The sequence below is a fragment of the Streptomyces sp. NPDC002156 genome, assembly GCF_053593675.1.
In genome coordinates, this window is sequence record NZ_JBSFDA010000122.1 from 1 (window position 1) to 15,460 (window position 15,460).

A 15,460-nucleotide genomic window follows, 5' to 3' on the forward strand; every position below is an offset into this window, starting at 1 on the left:
AACACCCTCCCGTGGCGCATCGCCCTCTTCTACGTCGGCGCCCTCACGGTCATCCCGGCGATCCGCCGGGCGGCTGTCCGCTACTTGCCGGTGAACTTCTCGTACTCCTTGAGCACCTCGTCCGTCGGCCCGTCCATGCGCAGTTCGCCGCGTTCCAGCCACAGGACACGGTCGCAGGTGTCGCGGATGGACTTGTTGTTGTGGCTGACGAGGAACACCGTGCCGGCGTGCTTGCGCAGCTCCCGGATGCGGTCCTCGGAGCGCTTCTGGAAGGACCGGTCGCCGGTCGCCAGGGCCTCGTCGATCATCAGTACGTCGTGGTCCTTGGCGGCGGCGATGGAGAACCGCAGCCGGGCGGCCATGCCGGAGGAGTAGGTGCGCATCGGCAGGGTGATGAAGTCGCCCTTCTCGTTGATGCCCGAGAAGTCGACGATCTGCTGGTAGCGCTCCTTGATCTCCTCGCGGGACATACCCATCGCGAGGCCGCCCAATATGACGTTCCGTTCGCCCGTGAGGTCGTTCATCAGGGCGGCGTTGACGCCGAGCAGGGAGGGCTGCCCGTCCGTGTACACGTGCCCCTTCTCGGCGGGGAGCAGGCCGGCGATGGCGCGGAGCAGGGTCGACTTGCCGGAGCCGTTGGAGCCGATCAGGCCGACGGCCTCGCCGCGGTAGGCGGTGAAGGAGACGCCCCGTACGGCGTGCACCTTGCGTACGCCGGGTGAGTCGCCGCGCTTGACGATGCGACTGAGGGCGGAGGTGGCGCTGCCCTTGCCGGTCTTGGCGCCGTTGACGCGGTAGACGATGTGGAGCTCGTCCGCGATGACAGTGGGGATCTTGTCCCCGGGAATCGGGTCAGCCACGGCCGTACCTCTCCTCCGCCTTCCAGAAGTACACGAAGCCGCCGAGGGCGAGGAGCGCGGCCCAGCCGCCCGCGACCGCCCAGACGTGCGGCGGCAGGTTCTCCGAGCCGTAGCCGTCGATGAGCGCGAAGCGCATCAGGTCCATGTAGATGGCGGCGGGGTTCCACTGGAGGACGTCGGCGAGCCACTGGGGCTTGTCGGCGAGCATGACCGGGATGGAGAACATCACGCCGGACGCGTACATCCACGTACGCATCACGAACGGCATCAGCTGGGCGAGGTCCGGCGTGGACGCGCCCCACCGGGCCATGATCAGCGCGAGGCCGGTGTTGAAGAGGAACTGGAGGACCAGCGCCGGGACGATCAGCAGCCAGGACAGCTTGGGGTAGCTGCCGAAGCCGACCGCCACCACGAACAGCACGATCATCGAGAAGAGCAGCTGCTGGAGCTGCTGCAGCGCGAAGGAGACCGGCAGGGCGGCGCGCGGGAAGTGCAGGGCGCGCACCAGCCCGAGGTTGCCGGAGATCGCGCGGACGCCCGCCATCACGGAGCTCTGCGTGAAGGTGAACACGAAGACGCCCGTGACGAGGAACGGGATGTACACCTCGCGGGGCATGCCCCGGTCGGCTTCGAGGATCACGCCGAAGATGAAGAAGTACACGGCCGCGTTCAGCAGCGGTGTGGCCACCTGCCACAGCTGGCCGAGTTTGGCCTGGCTGTACTGGGCGGTCAGTTTCGCCTGCGAGAAGGCGAGGATGAAGTGACGCCGTCCCCACAACTGGCGGACGTACTCGACGAGTCGGGGACGGGCGCCGCTCACGGCGAGCCCGTACTTCGCGGCGAGTCCGGCCGCGGAGAGGCCGTCGTCGGGTGACGGTCGGTCGCTCACCGCGACACCGCCGTCATGCGTTGTCTCACTCACAAATGGAAACTTTCGTCTTCAATATGCGCAGCTGAACGGGGCAGAGCGCGGGCCGGGGAGCAGAGTGCGGTCGGCCCGCGGGGGCACTGGGTAAGAGCTTCTCAGATCACTGGGGGGCGGCCCAGTCGGGTCAGCCGCCACACCGTACGCCACCGGATGGGCCGGCGGGGTCCGCACGGGGTGGTCAGGCCCTCCTTGAACCCGCCCCACCAGGCTCTGAGCGCCGGGCGGGAGGGCCGTCGGAGGAGTGTGAGGAGCAGCCAGTCCCCCAGGTACACGGGTACGAGGGGGGCCGGAAGGTTGCGGCGGGCCAGCCAGACCCGGTTGCGGGCGACCATGCGGTGGTAGACCGCGTGCCGGGAGGGCGCGGTCGTGGGGTGGTAGAGCAGCATGTCGGCCCGGTAGTCGATCATCCAGCCCGCGTCGAGGGCCCGCCAGGCCAGGTCGGTCTCCTCGTGGGCGTAGAAGAACTCCTCGGGGAGGATGCCCACTTCGGCGAAGACCTTGGTGCGGACGGCGTTGGCGCCGCCCAGGAAACTGGTGACGCGGGAGCTGCGCATCGGGTCCGTGGTGCCCGGGCGGGGCACATGGCGGCGCTGGGTGATGCCGGTGTCGGGGTCGGCGATGCGGAAGCTGATGATGCCCAGTTCCGGGTCGTCGGTGAAGGCCCGGCGGCACAGTTCGGCGGTGTCCTGGTGGCCGAGGAGGCCGTCGTCGTCGAGGAACATCAGGATGTCGACGTCGCCGCCGGCCGGGCCGAACGCCTCGATGCCGACGTTGCGTCCGCCGGGGATGCCGAGGTTCTCGGGCAGTTCGATGCTCCGTACGCCCTCGGGGAGGTCGGGGACGGGCGAGCCGTTGCCGACCACGACGACCTCGACCGGGTCGCCCTCCTGTTTGGCGATCGAGTCGACGAGGGCGCGCAGTTCGTCGGGGCGGTTGCCCATGGTGATGATCACCGCGCCGACTCTCATGGCGCTCCTCACCGGAGCCTGCTGGAGGCGAGGATGGACACGAGGTGCAGCACGGTCTGCAGGATCGCGATGCCGGCCAGTACGGCGATGCCGAGACGGGTCCAGAACAGGTCGCCGCCGAAGGCGTCGAGGATCGCCACGAAGAGGATGAACAGGCTCGCCTCGACGCCACCGATCAGCCGGTGGAACTTCAGGGCGGCGGCGGCCTTGCGGGCCAGGGCGAGCCCCTCGGACCGCGGCACCGACAGCTCCTCCTTGGCCGCCTCCAGACCGCTGCGGGACCGGGCCACGTCCACCAGGTCGGTCTCGGCCTTGATCAGGATCGCACCGAGCGCGGCCAGGGTGCCGAGGAACGCCCACAGCCACTCGGGCGCCCCGGAGCCGTCCCACAGGTCGGCGCCGCGCAGCCCGAAGCCGATCAGCAGGGCCGACTCGGAGAGGTAGTGGCCGATGCGGTCGAGGTACACGCCGGTGATCGAGGTCTGGTTCCGCCAGCGGGCGATCTCGCCGTCGACGCAGTCGAGGAGCAGGTACAGCTGGATCAGTACGGCACCGAGAATCGCCCCGGTGAGGCCGGGCACCAGGAGGGCCGCGCCCGCCAGACCGCCCGCGACGACCATCAGGTACGTGAGCTGGTTGGGCGTGATCCTGGTGTCCACCAGGTACGGGTCGACCCGCAGGGACACCTCGCGCATGTAGAGGCGTCCCGCCCAGTGCTCGCCGCTGCGCCGGTCCTTCACCCCTTCGGGGTGGACGACGGGGCGTAGTTCAGCTACCGATGGCCTTGACATAGTCCGCGTACGTGTCCTTGATCTGGTCGTTCGTGAGGTCGAGGTGTTCCAGGATCGTGTAGCGACCGGGTCTGGTCTGCGGGGCGTACTCGACGACCCGTACGAACTCGTCCGTGGTGAAGCCGATCTCCTCCGGCAGCACCGGCAGCCCGTGCCGGCGCAGTACCTCGGCCATGTACGCCGACTCCTCGTGCGCGCCCCGGAGGTACATGGCGAAGGCGGCGCCGAGGCCGCACTGTTCGCCGTGGCTGGCGGCCCGCTTGGGGTACAGCAGGTCGAAGGCGTGGTTGATCTCGTGGCAGGCGCCGGAGGAGGGGCGGGAGTCGCCCGACACCGACATGGCGATACCGGTGAGGACCAGTGCCTCGGCCAGCACCTGGAGGAACGCGTTGTCGCCGATCCCGCCGGGGTGGCGCAGGACGGCCTCGCCGGCCTGGCGGGCCATCGCGGCGGCGAGGCCGTCGACCTTCTCGCCGTTGACCTCGCTCGCCAGCTCCCAGTCGGCGACCGCGGAGATGTTCGACATGGCGTCGCCGATCCCGGAGCGCACGAACCGCGCCGGGGCCTCACGGATCACGTCGAGGTCGATGACGACGGCGATCGGGTTCGGTACGCCGTACGAGCCACGCCCCGCGTCGTTGTCGAGGGTGGCTACCGGGGAGCACAGGCCGTCGTGCGCGAGGTTGGTGGCGACGGCGACCAGCGGCAGGCCCACGCGGGCCGCGGCGAACTTGGCGCAGTCGATGATCCGGCCGCCGCCGAGGCCGACGACGGCGTCGTAGTGGCCGGACTTGATGGCGTCGGCCAGCCGGATCGCGTCGTCGATGGTGCCGCCGGCGACCTCGTACCAGCTCGCGCCGGGCAGCGCCGGGGTGAGCCGGGCGCGCAGCTTGGCGCCGGAGCCGGCGCTGACCGCGACGGCGATCTTCCCGGAGTGCGAGATCCGCTGGTCGAACAGCACGTCCGCCAGATGGTTCAGGGCCCCCCGGCGGATGTCGACGACGACCGGCGAGGGGATCAGCCTCGTCAGTACCGGCACGCGATCTCCCGTCCTCGGGCGAGATCGTCGTGGTTGTCTATCTCGACCCACGGGACCTCGCCTATGGGTGCCACGTCGATCCGGAAGCCGCGGTCGACCAGTTCCTGGTAGCCGTGCTCGTAGAACTGCTGGGGGTCGGTCTCCCACACGGTCTTCAGGGCATCGGCCAGTTCGGCGGCGGCGGCGCCCTCGATGAGGGTGACGCCGATGTACTCGCCGGTGGCCTCGGCCGGGTCCATCAGCTTGGTGATCCTGCGCACGCCCTTCTCCGGGTCCACGATCACCTTCATCTCCTCGTCGGCGAGATCCTTCACCGTGTCGAGGGCCAGGATGATGCGCTTCCCGTCGCCGCGCGCGGCGAGCAGGGTCTTCTCGACGGAGACGGGGTGCACGGTGTCGCCGTTGGCGAGGATGACCCCGTCGGCGAGGGCGTCCCGGCCGCACCAGAGGGAGTAGGCGTTGTTCCACTCCTCGGCGCGGTCGTTGTCGATGAGGGTGAGCTTCAGCCCGTACTTCTCCTCCAGGGCCGCCTGCCGCTCGTACACGGTCTCCTTGCGGTATCCGACGATGATCGCGACCTCGGTGAGGCCTATCTCGGCGAAGTTGGCGAGGGTGAGGTCGAGGACGGTGGGGCCGTCCTCGTCGCCCGCGGGGCCGACCGGCACGAGAGCCTTGGGCAGGCTGTCGGTGTAGGGGCGCAGACGCCGTCCGGCGCCGGCCGCCAGCACGAGGCCGATCATGCGGGTTCTCCTTCGTCGTGTACGGCGGGCGCGCCGCCCTGGTGGGCGGTCACCCAGTAGCGGATGCTCTCGGCGAGCACCAGCAGGGCCACGGCCACGGCGAGGACCGTGAGCGCGACCACGAACTGCGAGGCACTGAGCAGTGCGGCCAGTACGACGACCATCAGCGTCCGGCCCTCGTGCCCTCCGCTCGCCCGTACCAGCCAGCGCGGGGGCGCTCCGGCGTTGCCACGGATGCGGTACACCGTGTCGTAGTGATGGTAGGCGACGGCAGCCACGAGGCCGAAAGCCGCGGGAAGTGCTCCGTTTACCTCCGCTTTGCCCGCGAGAAGGAGGACTGTGCCGTATTCGGCAGCCCTGAAGACCGGGGGGACGAGCCAGTCGAGGCGGCCCGTGAGGGGCAGTGCGACCGCGCTGCCCGCGCTGAACACGTACAGCACGGAGAGAGCGACGGGGATCGGGCTGCCGTACCCGCACACCGACACAGCGAAGATCAGCACCGCCGTGCCTTCCAGCGCGAGGAGCAGGCGCGAGCCACCCTGCGTGCGCCCGGGGATGCGCGCGACCAGCTCCGCGAGCGGCCCGCTGTCCGCGAGGTCCGCCAGGGCTTGCGCAGCGCGATCGGTGCGCTGGGCCGTTCGGGTGAGTGAGCGCAGGACGCGGCCCGCCGTGGTGTACGTCGCGGCGAAGCCGCAGCCGATGAGCAGCACGGTCAGGGTGGTCCGGGGGGTCGTGAACGCCGTGAGGACGGCGATCAGGGCCCAGCGCTCGCCGATCGGCAGGACGATCATCCGCCGTACCCAGACCGTCCAGCCGACGCCGTCGAGGCGGTCGGAGAGGGCGGCCGTGGGGCTGGTGTTGGCGGTGGCGTCGTGATTGGCCTCGTTGAAGGAGAAGTCGACGACGTGCCGGCAGGTCTGGAGGACCATCGCGCCAAGGGCGAGCGCCCATACGTCGTCGCCGCCCCGGGCCGCGCCCAGTGCGAGGCCCGCGTAGTAGGCGTACTCCTTGGCCCGGTCGAAGGTGGCGTCGAGCCAGGCGCCGAGCGTCGAGTACTGGAGGGAGTAGCGGGCGAGCTGGCCGTCCGTGCAGTCCAGGACGAAGGAGACGAGCAGGAGCAGGCCGGCGAGGACGAAGCCGCCGCGGGTGCCGGTGGCCGCGCAGCCGGCCGCGATGAGCGCGGTGAGCAGCGAGGCGGTGGTGACCTGGTTCGGGGTGAGGCCGCGGCGGGCGCACCAGCGGGCGAGGTAGCGGGAGTACGGGCTGACGCAGAAGGTCGTGAAGAAGCCGTCCCGGGACTTCACGGCCGACTTCAGGCGTACGGCCTCGTCGTCGACGGCGGCGACGGCCTGCCGTGCCTCGCCCAGGGCCTGCGGGTCGGCGGGGACGGCGGCGGTCAGGCTGCCCAGCTCGGGGCGGTGGACGTCGGCGCCGTCCGCCTCCAGGGCGAGGGCGATGCGGTCGGCGAGGCTGTCCACGGCGACGGCGGAGCCCGCCTTGCCGAGGCCCGTCGGGGCGTCCGCGTCCGTGGAGATCTCCCGGGCCAGTACACGGGTCAGGGCCGTGCGGCCGGCGTCGGGCTGGGCCGTCACGGCGCCCGGTACGGCGGCGAGCGGGAAGCGGGGGTCGGTGAGGCCGAGGCGCAGGGCGTGGAGGTGGCCGACGAATCGGGCGTCGACGATGGCGACCCGTTCGTCGCAGGCTGCTTCGGCGAGGAGGGTCTCGGTGCCGGCGACGTCGGTCGCGCTCCGCACGTCGAAGCCGAGGGACCGCAGATCGTCCTCGATCGACGATCCGGGAACCGGCTGACCCGTGAGGATGGCGGTCGGCAACCGAACTCACTCCCTGGACACCGACGTGTGCACGCCGGTCATTTACATGATGGTGGGGGAAACCCTGACCCACGGTGGCCGGGCAGCATGTCGGCAGAGGCTATCGGATGAGGCCGCGCCCGTGTTCACCGGCTGTTCATGGCCCCCCGCCGTGACCGCCGTCGGGGACCACCGCGACCGCTGCCGCCGAACCCGTTCCCGGGCGATCTCCGCACCCCTGACCTGCGATTCGTTTCCGCAGGTCAGGGCACATGACAACGGTGTTCAGCGTCGCGTTGCCACATACCCCCCACCCGTAGTTCACTGTGATCACGGGGCGGGGTTCGGGACTGAGTACGGGACGACACAGGAGGCGGCTTCCATGGGGGCTGGGCACGATCACGGGCACGCGCACGGCGCGCCGACCACGGGTACGGCGGCAGCGGCGTACCAGGGGCGGCTGCGTATCGCGCTGGCCATCACGCTCACCGTCATGGTGGTGGAGGTCGTCGGCGGGGTCGCCGCCGACTCGCTCGCGCTGATCGCGGACGCGGCCCACATGGCGACGGACGCGCTGGGCCTCGGCATGGCCCTGCTCGCGATCCACTTCGCGAACCGCCCGCCGAGCGGCAACCGCACCTTCGGGTACGCCCGCGCCGAGATCCTCGCCGCGCTCGCCAACTGTCTGCTGCTGCTCGGCGTCGGCGGATATGTCCTGTACGAGGCGATCCAGCGGTTCGTCACCCCCGCGGACACCGAGGGCGGGGTGACCGTCGTGTTCGGTCTGATCGGTCTGGTCGCGAACATGATCTCGCTGACGATGCTGATGCGCGGCCAGAAGGAGAGCCTGAACGTGCGCGGCGCCTTCCTGGAGGTCGCGGCGGACGCGCTGGGCTCCCTCGCGGTGCTGATCTCGGCGCTGGTCATCATGGCCACGGGCTGGCAGCGAGCCGACCCCATCGCCTCGGTCGTCATCGGTCTGATGATCGTCCCGCGAACCGTGAAGCTGCTCCGCGAGACCCTGAACGTGCTCCTGGAGGCGGCTCCCCGGGGCGTCGACATGGCGGAGGTGCGGGCCCACATAGTGGCGCTGCCCGGTGTGGAGGACGTACACGATCTGCACGCCTGGACGATCACCTCCGGGATGCCGGTGCTGTCGGCGCACGTGGTCGTCAGTTCGGACGTGCTGAGCAGCATCGGGCACGAGAAGATGCTGCACGAGCTCCAGGGCTGCCTGGGCGACCACTTCGACGTGGAGCACTGCACCTTCCAGCTGGAGCCGGGCGGGCACGCGGAGCACGAGTCCATCTGCCACTGAGCCCGTTCCACGGGCCGTGCCGACCGGAACGCAGCCGTCCGGCGCGCGCCCGCGTCCCCTTCTTCAAGCCCCCCTTCCGGGCGGTTCCACGGCCGGGTAACAGGGCACGATTGACTATCCGGTCGCTGTCCGGGGGCTTTCGCGCCGGACATGCGGGGGGTGCCGCGAAGTGCCGGGAGTGCCGGATTCGTACGGCAGACTTGGGGCTCGAAGACCGAGGCGAAGGATGGGTATGCCGATCACACCTGCCACCGCGACGCACAACAGTTCGTCGAACGGCACCGCAGAAGCGATCTTGCTCGAGCTGGTCGACGAGAACGGCACGACGATCGGAACCGCCGAGAAGCTCTCCGCCCATCAGCCGCCGGGTCTGCTGCACCGGGCCTTCTCCGTCTTCCTCTTCGACGAGCAGGGCCGGCTGCTGCTCCAGCAGCGCGCGCTGGGCAAGTACCACTCCCCCGGTGTCTGGTCCAACACCTGCTGCGGCCACCCGTACCCCGGTGAGGCGCCCTTCGCGGCGGCGGCCCGGCGGACATACGAGGAGCTGGGGATCTCCCCGTCGCTGCTCGCCGAGGCGGGCACGGTCCGCTACAACCACCCGGACCCGGAGTCGGGCCTGGTGGAGCAGGAGTACAACCATCTGTTCGTCGGGATGGCGCAGTCGCCGCTCGCGCCGGACCCGGAGGAGGTCGGGGACACGGCCTTCGTGACCCCGGCGGAGCTGGCGGAGCGGCATGCGAAGGAGCCGTTCTCGGCCTGGTTCATGACCGTCCTCGACGCGGCCCGCCCGGCGGTCCGGGAGCTGACGGGCCCGACGGCCGGCTGGTGACGGTTACGGCATCAGCTGTGCGGGTTTGAGCGGCAGGGCCGCCCAGACGACCTTGCCTCCGCTCGCCGTGTGTTCGATGTCGCACACCCCGCCCGCCTCCCTGGCGATCTCGCGGACCAGGAGCAGTCCGCGTCCGCCGGTCCGGCCGTGGTCGGCCTCCAGGGCGGTCGGGCGGTAGGGGTGGTTGTCCTCCACGGACACCCGCACCCACTCGGCGCCGACGGCGACCTCCACGGCGAGCGTCGGCGACAGCAGCGCCGCGTGCCGTACGGCGTTCGTCGCCAGCTCCGAGACGATCAGCAGCAGTCCGTGCACCAGGTCCGGCGAGGCGGGTACGCCCTGCCGGTACAGCAGGTCCCGGACGGCGTGCCGCGCCTGCGGGACGGAGGCGTCGACAGCGGGAGCGGTGAACCTCCAGACCCCTTCATAGGGAAGCGGATCCAGGGGTCTCCGCTCGATGGGCACGCCGTCGTCCGCTGGGCGTGCGTCCGACTCGCGCCCATGGTTCTCCATCGTCCGGTCGCCGCCCTCGCGCTCGATTGTCACCACACGACGAGTGTTGGTAACGCCGGGTCCCCACCGGAGAACTGAACAGAAGTCAGCACGTATCGAGCGCTTCTGACAGATGCGGTGCGGCACATGCATATATGCGACCGCGCCTGGTCACAACCTGCCGACTTCATGAACTATTCGGGTTGTACGGGTTTGACTGCCGCCCTCGTCGGGCGTTCGGCGTCGGCGGATACGATCCGGCCCATGGAGCCGCAGCTGACCCACAGTGCCGCCGAGGGTATCGCCACCGTCGTCATCCACAACCCGGCCAAGCTCAACGCCATGACGGCCGGCATGTGGCGGGCGCTGCCGCCGCTGCTCGACACCCTGGCCGCCGATCCGGACATACGGGTCCTGGTGCTCACCGGGGCGGGCGGGACGTTCTGCGCGGGGGCCGACATCTCGACGCTCCAGGGCTCGCCGGAGGAGGCGCAGCGGCTGGCCGTGCGGGCGGAGGACACGCTCGCGGCGTTCCCGAAGCCGACGCTGGCAGCGGTCCGCGGGCACTGTGTGGGCGGCGGGGTACAGCTCGCGGCGGCCTGCGATCTGCGGTTCGCCGAGGAGGGGGCTCTGTTCGGGGTGACACCGGCGAAGCTGGGCCTGGTGTATCGGGCGTCGTCCACCCGCCGATTGGCAGCCCTGGTCGGCCCGGCGACGGCCAAATACCTCCTGTTCTCGGGCGAGCTGATCGACACGGAACGGGCGCTGCGCACCGGCTTCCTCGACGAGGTGCTGCCCGGCGACGAACTCGACAAGCGGGTCGCGGAGTTCACCCGCGTCCTCGACTCACGCTCAGGCCTCACCCAGGCGGCGGCGAAGGAGTTCGCGAACGGGCGCACCGACCGGGACGCGTACTGGGCCGAGCAGGCGCGGGAGAGCGGCGAGGCGGCGGAGGGGGTCGCCGCGTTCCTGGAACGCCGGCGGCCGGACTTCTCCTGGACGGGGCCGGCGTCGTCTACGTGACGACGAACCGGCTGCGGGAGCGCAGGAGTTCGACCACGTGGGCGGGTGCCTTGTGCGGGGCGCCGGCGTCGTAAGGCGGCTGCGGGTCGTACTCCGTGGCGAGTTGTACGGCCTGGGCGTGCTCGTCGCCCGCGATCCGGCCGGTCAGGGTGAGGGCCATGTCGATGCCGGAGGAGACCCCGGCGGAGGTGACGTACTTGCCGTCCGTCACGACCCGCTCCCCCGTGGGCTCGGCGCCGTACTTCGTGAGCTGTTCCAGCGCCAGCCAGTGCGAGGTCGCGCGGCGGCCGTCGAGCAGTCCGGCAGCGGCCAGGAGCAGGGAGCCGGTGCACACGGAAGTCGTCCAGACGCTGGTGGCGTCGGCGGTGCGCAGCCAGCCGAGCAGGGCCTCGTTCTCCATCTGCGCGGACTGACCCGGGCCACCGGGAACGACCACGATGTCGGGGTTCGGCACGTCGGTGAGCGTGCGGTCGGCGGTGAGCGCGAGGGTGCCGCTGTCGTTGCGGACGGGCCCGGTCTCCTCGGCGACGAAGACGGTCTCCGCGTCCGGAAGCCGCGCCAGGATCTCGAACGGGCCGACGACGTCGAGGGCGGTGAAGCGGTCGAAGAGCAGCAGGGCGATCTGCATGGCAGGCCTTTCAGCGGGCGGTGGACACGGATCAGGGGGTGGCTGCGGGGTGAAAGCGGCGGCGGTATTCGGCCGGGGCCGTGCCGAGGCCCCTGACGAAGGCGCGGCGCATGGCCTCCGGGGTGCCGTAGCCGCTGGCCCGCGAGATGCCCTCGATGCCGTCGGAGGTGTCCTCCAGGAGGCGGCGGGCGTGTTTGAGGCGGACCCGGTCGACGTACCGCCCGGGGGTCATGCCGGTCTCGGTGCGGAAGGCACGGGCGAAGTGGCGGGGTGAGAGTCGGGCGCGGGCCGCGAGGGACTCGACGCTCAGGTCGTCGTCCGGGTGTTCGGAGATCCAGTGCTGGACCTCACGGAGCGGCTCGCGCTGCGCGGTCTGCACGGTGAGCTGGGCGCTGAACTGGGCCTGGTTTCCCGGCCGGCGCAGGAAGACGACCAGATGACGGGCGACGGCGAGCGCGGTGTCGCGGCCGAGGTCCTCCTCCACGAGCGCGAGGGTGAGGTCGATCCCGGCGGTGACACCGGCCGAGGTGGCCACCTTGCCGTCGCGTACGTAGATGGGCTCGGGGTCGACCTCGACGGCCGGGTGGTCGCGGGCGAGCTTGTCGCAGTAGGCCCAGTGGGTGGTCACGCGCAGGCCGTCCAGGAGACCTGCCGCGGCGAGCAGGATCGCTCCCGTACAGACGGACACCAGCCGTTCGGCGCGCGGCCCGTGCACGCGCAGCCAGTCGACCAGGCGCGGGTCGGCGGAGCGGCTGCCCCGTCCGCCCGGGACCAGGAGGGTGTGCGGCGCGGGTGCGTCGGCGAGAGTCCCGTCCGGTACGAGGGTGAGGCCGCTGGAAGTGCGTACGGGATCGCCGGTCAGCGAGGCCGTACGGATGCGGTAGCTGCCCGGGCGCTGTGTGGAGGCCCCCACGAGCACCTCGACAGGGCCCGTGACATCGAGGCTCTGGACGTCGTCGAACAGGACGACGAGGACGGTTCGCTGCACCATGTCCCGATTCTTGACGGCACGGGCGATGGCGGCAATGACAGGTTTCCCACCTTTCCTGCCACCGGCACAGCGGGACGGGCACGCATGGGAGGCGATCTCCGAGGTACCCGGTTGTCCCGGCCGTGGTGGCCGGGAGACGAGAGGAGAGTCGCGTGTTCCGTGCGATCGCAGACGTACTGCGCCAGATCGGTGGCGCCATTGCCACCGTCGTGACCCTGCCGTTCCGGGCGCTGGCCCGGCTGTTCGGCGGGGCCTCGGGGTCGACTCGTCGCCGACGGGCCTGACCCAGGGGCCGTCCCGGCCCGCCGGTCCGCCGGCCTGATCCCCGGTTGTCGGTGCCACCTGCCACAATTGCCGCGCAACCTCAGTGGAGAAGGCGGTACGGGATCGTGACGACACCCCTCGTAGGGTCCATCGAAGGCAGGATCGCCGAGGAACTCGGCGTACGGGAGCGGCAGGTGAGAGCCGCCGTCGAGTTGCTCGACGGGGGTTCGACGGTTCCCTTCATCGCCCGCTACCGCAAGGAAGCGACCGAGATGCTCGACGATGCGCAGCTGCGCACGTTGGAGGAGCGGCTGCGCTATCTGCGGGAGCTGGAGGAGCGGCGGGCCGCGATCCTCGAATCGGTGCGCGAGCAGGGCAAGCTGACGCCCGAGGTCGAGGCGCAGATCCGCGGTGCGGAGACGAAGGCGCGCCTGGAGGACATCTATCTGCCGTTCAAGCCGAAGCGGCGGACGAAGGCGCAGATCGCGCGCGAGGCGGGCCTGGAGCCGCTGGCCGAGGGCCTGCTCGGCGACCCGTCCGTGGACCCGCTGGCGGCTGCGGCAGCCTTCGTGGACGCCGACAAGGGCGTCGCCGATCCGCAGGCCGCGCTGGACGGCGCCCGCGCGATCCTCACCGAGCGGTTCTCGGAGGACGCCGACCTGATCGGCGAGGTGCGCGAGCGCATGTGGGTGCGCGGGCGGCTGGCCGCCAAGGTCAAGGAGGGCAAGGAGGAGGCGGGCGCCAAGTTCGCCGACTACTTCGACTTCGCCGAGCCCTTCACCGCCCTGCCCTCGCACCGCATCCTCGCGATGCTGCGCGGCGAGAAGGAGGACGTCCTCGACCTGGTCCTGGAGCCGGAGGAGCCGACGGAGGGCCCTTCCTCGTACGAGGGGATCATCGCCCACCGGTTCGGGGTCGCCGAGCGCGGCCGGCCCGGCGACAAGTGGCTCGTCGACACCGTGCGCTGGGCCTGGCGGACCCGGATCCTGGTGCACCTCGGCATCGACGTGCGCCTTCGGCTGCGTACGGTCGCGGAGGACGAGGCGGTCAACGTGTTCGCGGCGAACCTGCGCGACCTGCTGCTCGCCGCTCCGGCCGGCACGCGCGCGACGCTGGGGCTCGACCCCGGGTTCCGTACGGGCGTGAAGGTGGCCGTGGTGGACGCGACGGGCAAGGTCGTCGGCACGGACGTGATCTATCCGCACGTACCGGCGAACAAGTGGGACGAGGCGCTGGCCAAGCTGGCGCGGCTCGCCAAGGAGCACGCGGTCGACCTGATCGCGATCGGCAACGGTACGGCGTCCCGCGAGACGGACAAGCTCGCCGGTGAACTCATCACCAAGCACCCGGAGTTGAAGCTCACCAAGGTGATGGTGTCCGAGGCGGGCGCGTCCGTGTACTCGGCGTCGGCGTTCGCCTCGCAGGAGCTGCCGGACATGGACGTCTCGCTGCGCGGGGCGGTGTCGATCGCGCGGCGGCTGCAGGACCCGCTGGCCGAGCTGGTGAAGATCGACCCGAAGTCGATCGGGGTCGGGCAGTACCAGCACGATCTGTCCGAGGTGAAGCTGTCGCGGTCGCTGGACGCCGTGGTCGAGGACTGTGTGAACGGCGTCGGGGTCGACGTCAACACGGCGTCCGCGCCGCTGCTGTCGCGGGTCTCCGGCATCTCCTCCGGGCTCGCGGAGAACATCGTGGCGCACCGGGATGCCAACGGGCCGTTCAAGTCGCGGTCCCAGCTGAAGGGGGTCGCGCGGCTCGGGCCGAAGGCGTACGAGCAGTGTGCGGGGTTCCTGCGGATCCGGGGCGGGGACGATCCGCTGGACGCGTCGAGTGTCCACCCCGAGGCGTATCCGGTGGTGCGGCGGATGGTGAAGTCGGCGGGCAACGGGGTCGCCTCCCTGGTCGGGAACACGGCGGTGCTGCGGTCGCTGCGGCCCGATGACTTCGTCGACGAGACGTTCGGTCTGCCGACGGTGACGGACATCCTGCGCGAGCTGGAGAAGCCCGGGCGCGACCCTCGGCCCGCCTTCAAGACGGCCACCTTCAAGGACGGGGTCGAGAAGATCGGCGACCTGTCCTCCGGGATGGTGCTGGAGGGGGTGGTCACGAACGTGGCGGCCTTCGGGGCGTTCGTGGATGTCGGCGTCCACCAGGACGGGCTGGTGCATGTGTCGGCGATGTCCAAGACGTTCGTCAAGGACCCGCACGACGTGGTGAAGTCCGGGGACATCGTCAAGGTGAAGGTGCTTGACGTGGACATTCCCCGAAAGCGGATTTCGCTGACGCTGAGGTTGGACGACGAGGCGGCGCCCTCCGGGGAGGGGCAGGGTCAGGGCGGGGGACGGCCTCAGCAGCGTGGCGGCCGGCCGCCTCAGCCTCGGCAGCAGCGGCAGGGAGGTGGGGGCGGAGGCGGAGGCGCTCGGCAGGGGGCGCCCGCGCCGGGGAACAGTGCGATGGCTGATGCGTTGCGGAAGGCGGGGTTGGTGGATCCCAAGCGGAGGTGAGTACGGGTGCCGGGTGCCCTTTGTTGTCAGGGCACCCGGCACTGGTGCCGACCGACGGGTGGGCCGCGCAGCCCGGCGCTGTACGGGGTGCCGCTGCGCCCACCCGTCCCGCCCCTAGCGTCACGCATGCCCGCAGCTAAGCGGGTTTGACGGCGCCGCCGAGGCGAGAGCCGCCAGGGTGGGCACCGCCCAGCAGCGCGCATGCTCAGCTGGGCGGGAGTCGGCCGCGCGGCTCGGCGCCTGCGAACTCCGGCCCGCTGGGGCGCCCCTCCAG

At 70.8% G+C, this 15,460-nt stretch carries 15 protein-coding genes; 5 read left to right on the forward strand and 10 right to left on the reverse strand.

Features of this window, described 5'->3' with window-relative positions:
• Window positions 1–80 precede the first annotated feature (80 nt).
• The 7 genes from ACWCRB_RS35205 to ACWCRB_RS35235 form a co-directional block, all read right to left on the reverse strand.
• Window positions 81–860, reverse strand: coding sequence for an ABC transporter ATP-binding protein (locus ACWCRB_RS35205; protein WP_450999936.1), 780 nt, complete (start codon window positions 858–860; stop codon window positions 81–83).
• Window positions 853–1,782 carry an ABC transporter permease gene (locus ACWCRB_RS35210; RefSeq protein WP_450999937.1) on the reverse strand — a complete coding sequence of 310 codons (930 nt, stop codon included), beginning with the start codon at window positions 1,780–1,782 and terminating at the stop codon, window positions 853–855. Before ACWCRB_RS35210 ends, ACWCRB_RS35205 begins: the two co-directional genes overlap by 8 nt.
• Before the next feature lie 101 nt (window positions 1,783–1,883).
• On the reverse strand, window positions 1,884–2,756 hold the full coding sequence (locus ACWCRB_RS35215; protein ID WP_235473495.1) for a glycosyltransferase family 2 protein: 873 nt from the start codon (window positions 2,754–2,756) through the stop codon (window positions 1,884–1,886).
• Window positions 2,757–2,764: 8 nt separating this feature from the next.
• Window positions 2,765–3,547, reverse strand: a complete 783-nt coding sequence (locus tag ACWCRB_RS35220) for a CDP-alcohol phosphatidyltransferase family protein (RefSeq protein ID WP_450999938.1) — start codon at window positions 3,545–3,547, stop codon at window positions 2,765–2,767.
• On the reverse strand, window positions 3,525–4,586 hold the full coding sequence (locus tag ACWCRB_RS35225; protein ID WP_450999939.1) for an iron-containing alcohol dehydrogenase family protein: 1,062 nt from the start codon (window positions 4,584–4,586) through the stop codon (window positions 3,525–3,527). The genes ACWCRB_RS35220 and ACWCRB_RS35225 overlap by 23 nt, the downstream gene beginning before the upstream one ends.
• The gene (locus ACWCRB_RS35230; RefSeq protein WP_450999940.1) at window positions 4,574–5,326 is read right to left on the reverse strand and encodes a phosphocholine cytidylyltransferase family protein; all 753 of its coding nucleotides are present in this window, start codon (window positions 5,324–5,326) and stop codon (window positions 4,574–4,576) included. Before ACWCRB_RS35230 ends, ACWCRB_RS35225 begins: the two co-directional genes overlap by 13 nt.
• Window positions 5,323–7,158, reverse strand: coding sequence for a DUF5941 domain-containing protein (locus ACWCRB_RS35235; protein ID WP_450999941.1), 1,836 nt, complete (start codon window positions 7,156–7,158; stop codon window positions 5,323–5,325). The genes ACWCRB_RS35230 and ACWCRB_RS35235 overlap by 4 nt, the downstream gene beginning before the upstream one ends.
• 361 nt (window positions 7,159–7,519) lie before the next feature.
• On the opposite strand from ACWCRB_RS35235, the gene ACWCRB_RS35240 reads away from it, so the two are divergent.
• Together ACWCRB_RS35240 and idi are read left to right on the forward strand one after the other, a co-directional pair.
• Complete coding sequence (locus ACWCRB_RS35240; RefSeq protein ID WP_450999942.1) at window positions 7,520–8,455, forward strand: cation diffusion facilitator family transporter; 936 nt, start codon at window positions 7,520–7,522, stop codon at window positions 8,453–8,455.
• Window positions 8,456–8,687: 232 nt separating this feature from the next.
• Window positions 8,688–9,284: an isopentenyl-diphosphate Delta-isomerase gene (idi, locus tag ACWCRB_RS35245; RefSeq protein WP_369030991.1), complete on the forward strand. Its 597-nt coding sequence runs from the start codon at window positions 8,688–8,690 to the stop codon at window positions 9,282–9,284.
• Between the two features lie 3 nt (window positions 9,285–9,287).
• Here the strand turns inward: idi and ACWCRB_RS35250 are convergent, their stop codons facing one another.
• Complete coding sequence (locus ACWCRB_RS35250; RefSeq protein ID WP_450999957.1) at window positions 9,288–9,797, reverse strand: ATP-binding protein; 510 nt, start codon at window positions 9,795–9,797, stop codon at window positions 9,288–9,290.
• A gap of 243 nt (window positions 9,798–10,040) precedes the next feature.
• On the opposite strand from ACWCRB_RS35250, the gene ACWCRB_RS35255 reads away from it, so the two are divergent.
• Window positions 10,041–10,799 carry an enoyl-CoA hydratase/isomerase family protein gene (locus tag ACWCRB_RS35255; RefSeq protein ID WP_450999943.1) on the forward strand — a complete coding sequence of 253 codons (759 nt, stop codon included), beginning with the start codon at window positions 10,041–10,043 and terminating at the stop codon, window positions 10,797–10,799.
• Here the strand turns inward: ACWCRB_RS35255 and ACWCRB_RS35260 are convergent.
• The gene (locus ACWCRB_RS35260; RefSeq protein WP_450999944.1) at window positions 10,792–11,427 is read right to left on the reverse strand and encodes a DJ-1/PfpI family protein; all 636 of its coding nucleotides are present in this window, start codon (window positions 11,425–11,427) and stop codon (window positions 10,792–10,794) included. The genes ACWCRB_RS35255 and ACWCRB_RS35260 overlap by 8 nt on opposite strands.
• 31 nt (window positions 11,428–11,458) lie before the next feature.
• Window positions 11,459–12,418: a GlxA family transcriptional regulator gene (locus ACWCRB_RS35265; RefSeq protein WP_450999945.1), complete on the reverse strand. Its 960-nt coding sequence runs from the start codon at window positions 12,416–12,418 to the stop codon at window positions 11,459–11,461.
• A 152-nt stretch (window positions 12,419–12,570) separates the two neighbouring features.
• Between ACWCRB_RS35265 and ACWCRB_RS35270 the strand changes: the two genes are divergently transcribed.
• Both ACWCRB_RS35270 and ACWCRB_RS35275 read left to right on the forward strand, forming a co-directional pair.
• Window positions 12,571–12,702, forward strand: coding sequence for an LPFR motif small protein (locus ACWCRB_RS35270; RefSeq protein WP_261724130.1), 132 nt, complete (start codon window positions 12,571–12,573; stop codon window positions 12,700–12,702).
• 105 nt (window positions 12,703–12,807) lie between these two features.
• Window positions 12,808–15,186, forward strand: coding sequence for a Tex family protein (locus ACWCRB_RS35275; protein ID WP_450999946.1), 2,379 nt, complete (start codon window positions 12,808–12,810; stop codon window positions 15,184–15,186).
• Window positions 15,187–15,460: the final 274 nt, after the last annotated feature.

Coding starts and splice junctions, on each gene's coding strand:
- ACWCRB_RS35260 (WP_450999944.1), bottom strand. CDS start 11,427: ATGCAGATCGCCCTGCTGCTCTTCGACCGCTTCACCGCCCTCGACGTC.
- ACWCRB_RS35240 (WP_450999942.1), top strand. CDS start 7,520: ATGGGGGCTGGGCACGATCACGGGCACGCGCACGGCGCGCCGACCACG.
- ACWCRB_RS35215 (WP_235473495.1), bottom strand. CDS start 2,756: ATGAGAGTCGGCGCGGTGATCATCACCATGGGCAACCGCCCCGACGAA.
- idi (WP_369030991.1), top strand. CDS start 8,688: ATGCCGATCACACCTGCCACCGCGACGCACAACAGTTCGTCGAACGGC.
- ACWCRB_RS35220 (WP_450999938.1), bottom strand. CDS start 3,547: ATGTCAAGGCCATCGGTAGCTGAACTACGCCCCGTCGTCCACCCCGAA.
- ACWCRB_RS35230 (WP_450999940.1), bottom strand. CDS start 5,326: ATGATCGGCCTCGTGCTGGCGGCCGGCGCCGGACGGCGTCTGCGCCCC.
- ACWCRB_RS35255 (WP_450999943.1), top strand. CDS start 10,041: ATGGAGCCGCAGCTGACCCACAGTGCCGCCGAGGGTATCGCCACCGTC.
- ACWCRB_RS35265 (WP_450999945.1), bottom strand. CDS start 12,418: ATGGTGCAGCGAACCGTCCTCGTCGTCCTGTTCGACGACGTCCAGAGC.
- ACWCRB_RS35250 (WP_450999957.1), bottom strand. CDS start 9,797: ATGGAGAACCATGGGCGCGAGTCGGACGCACGCCCAGCGGACGACGGC.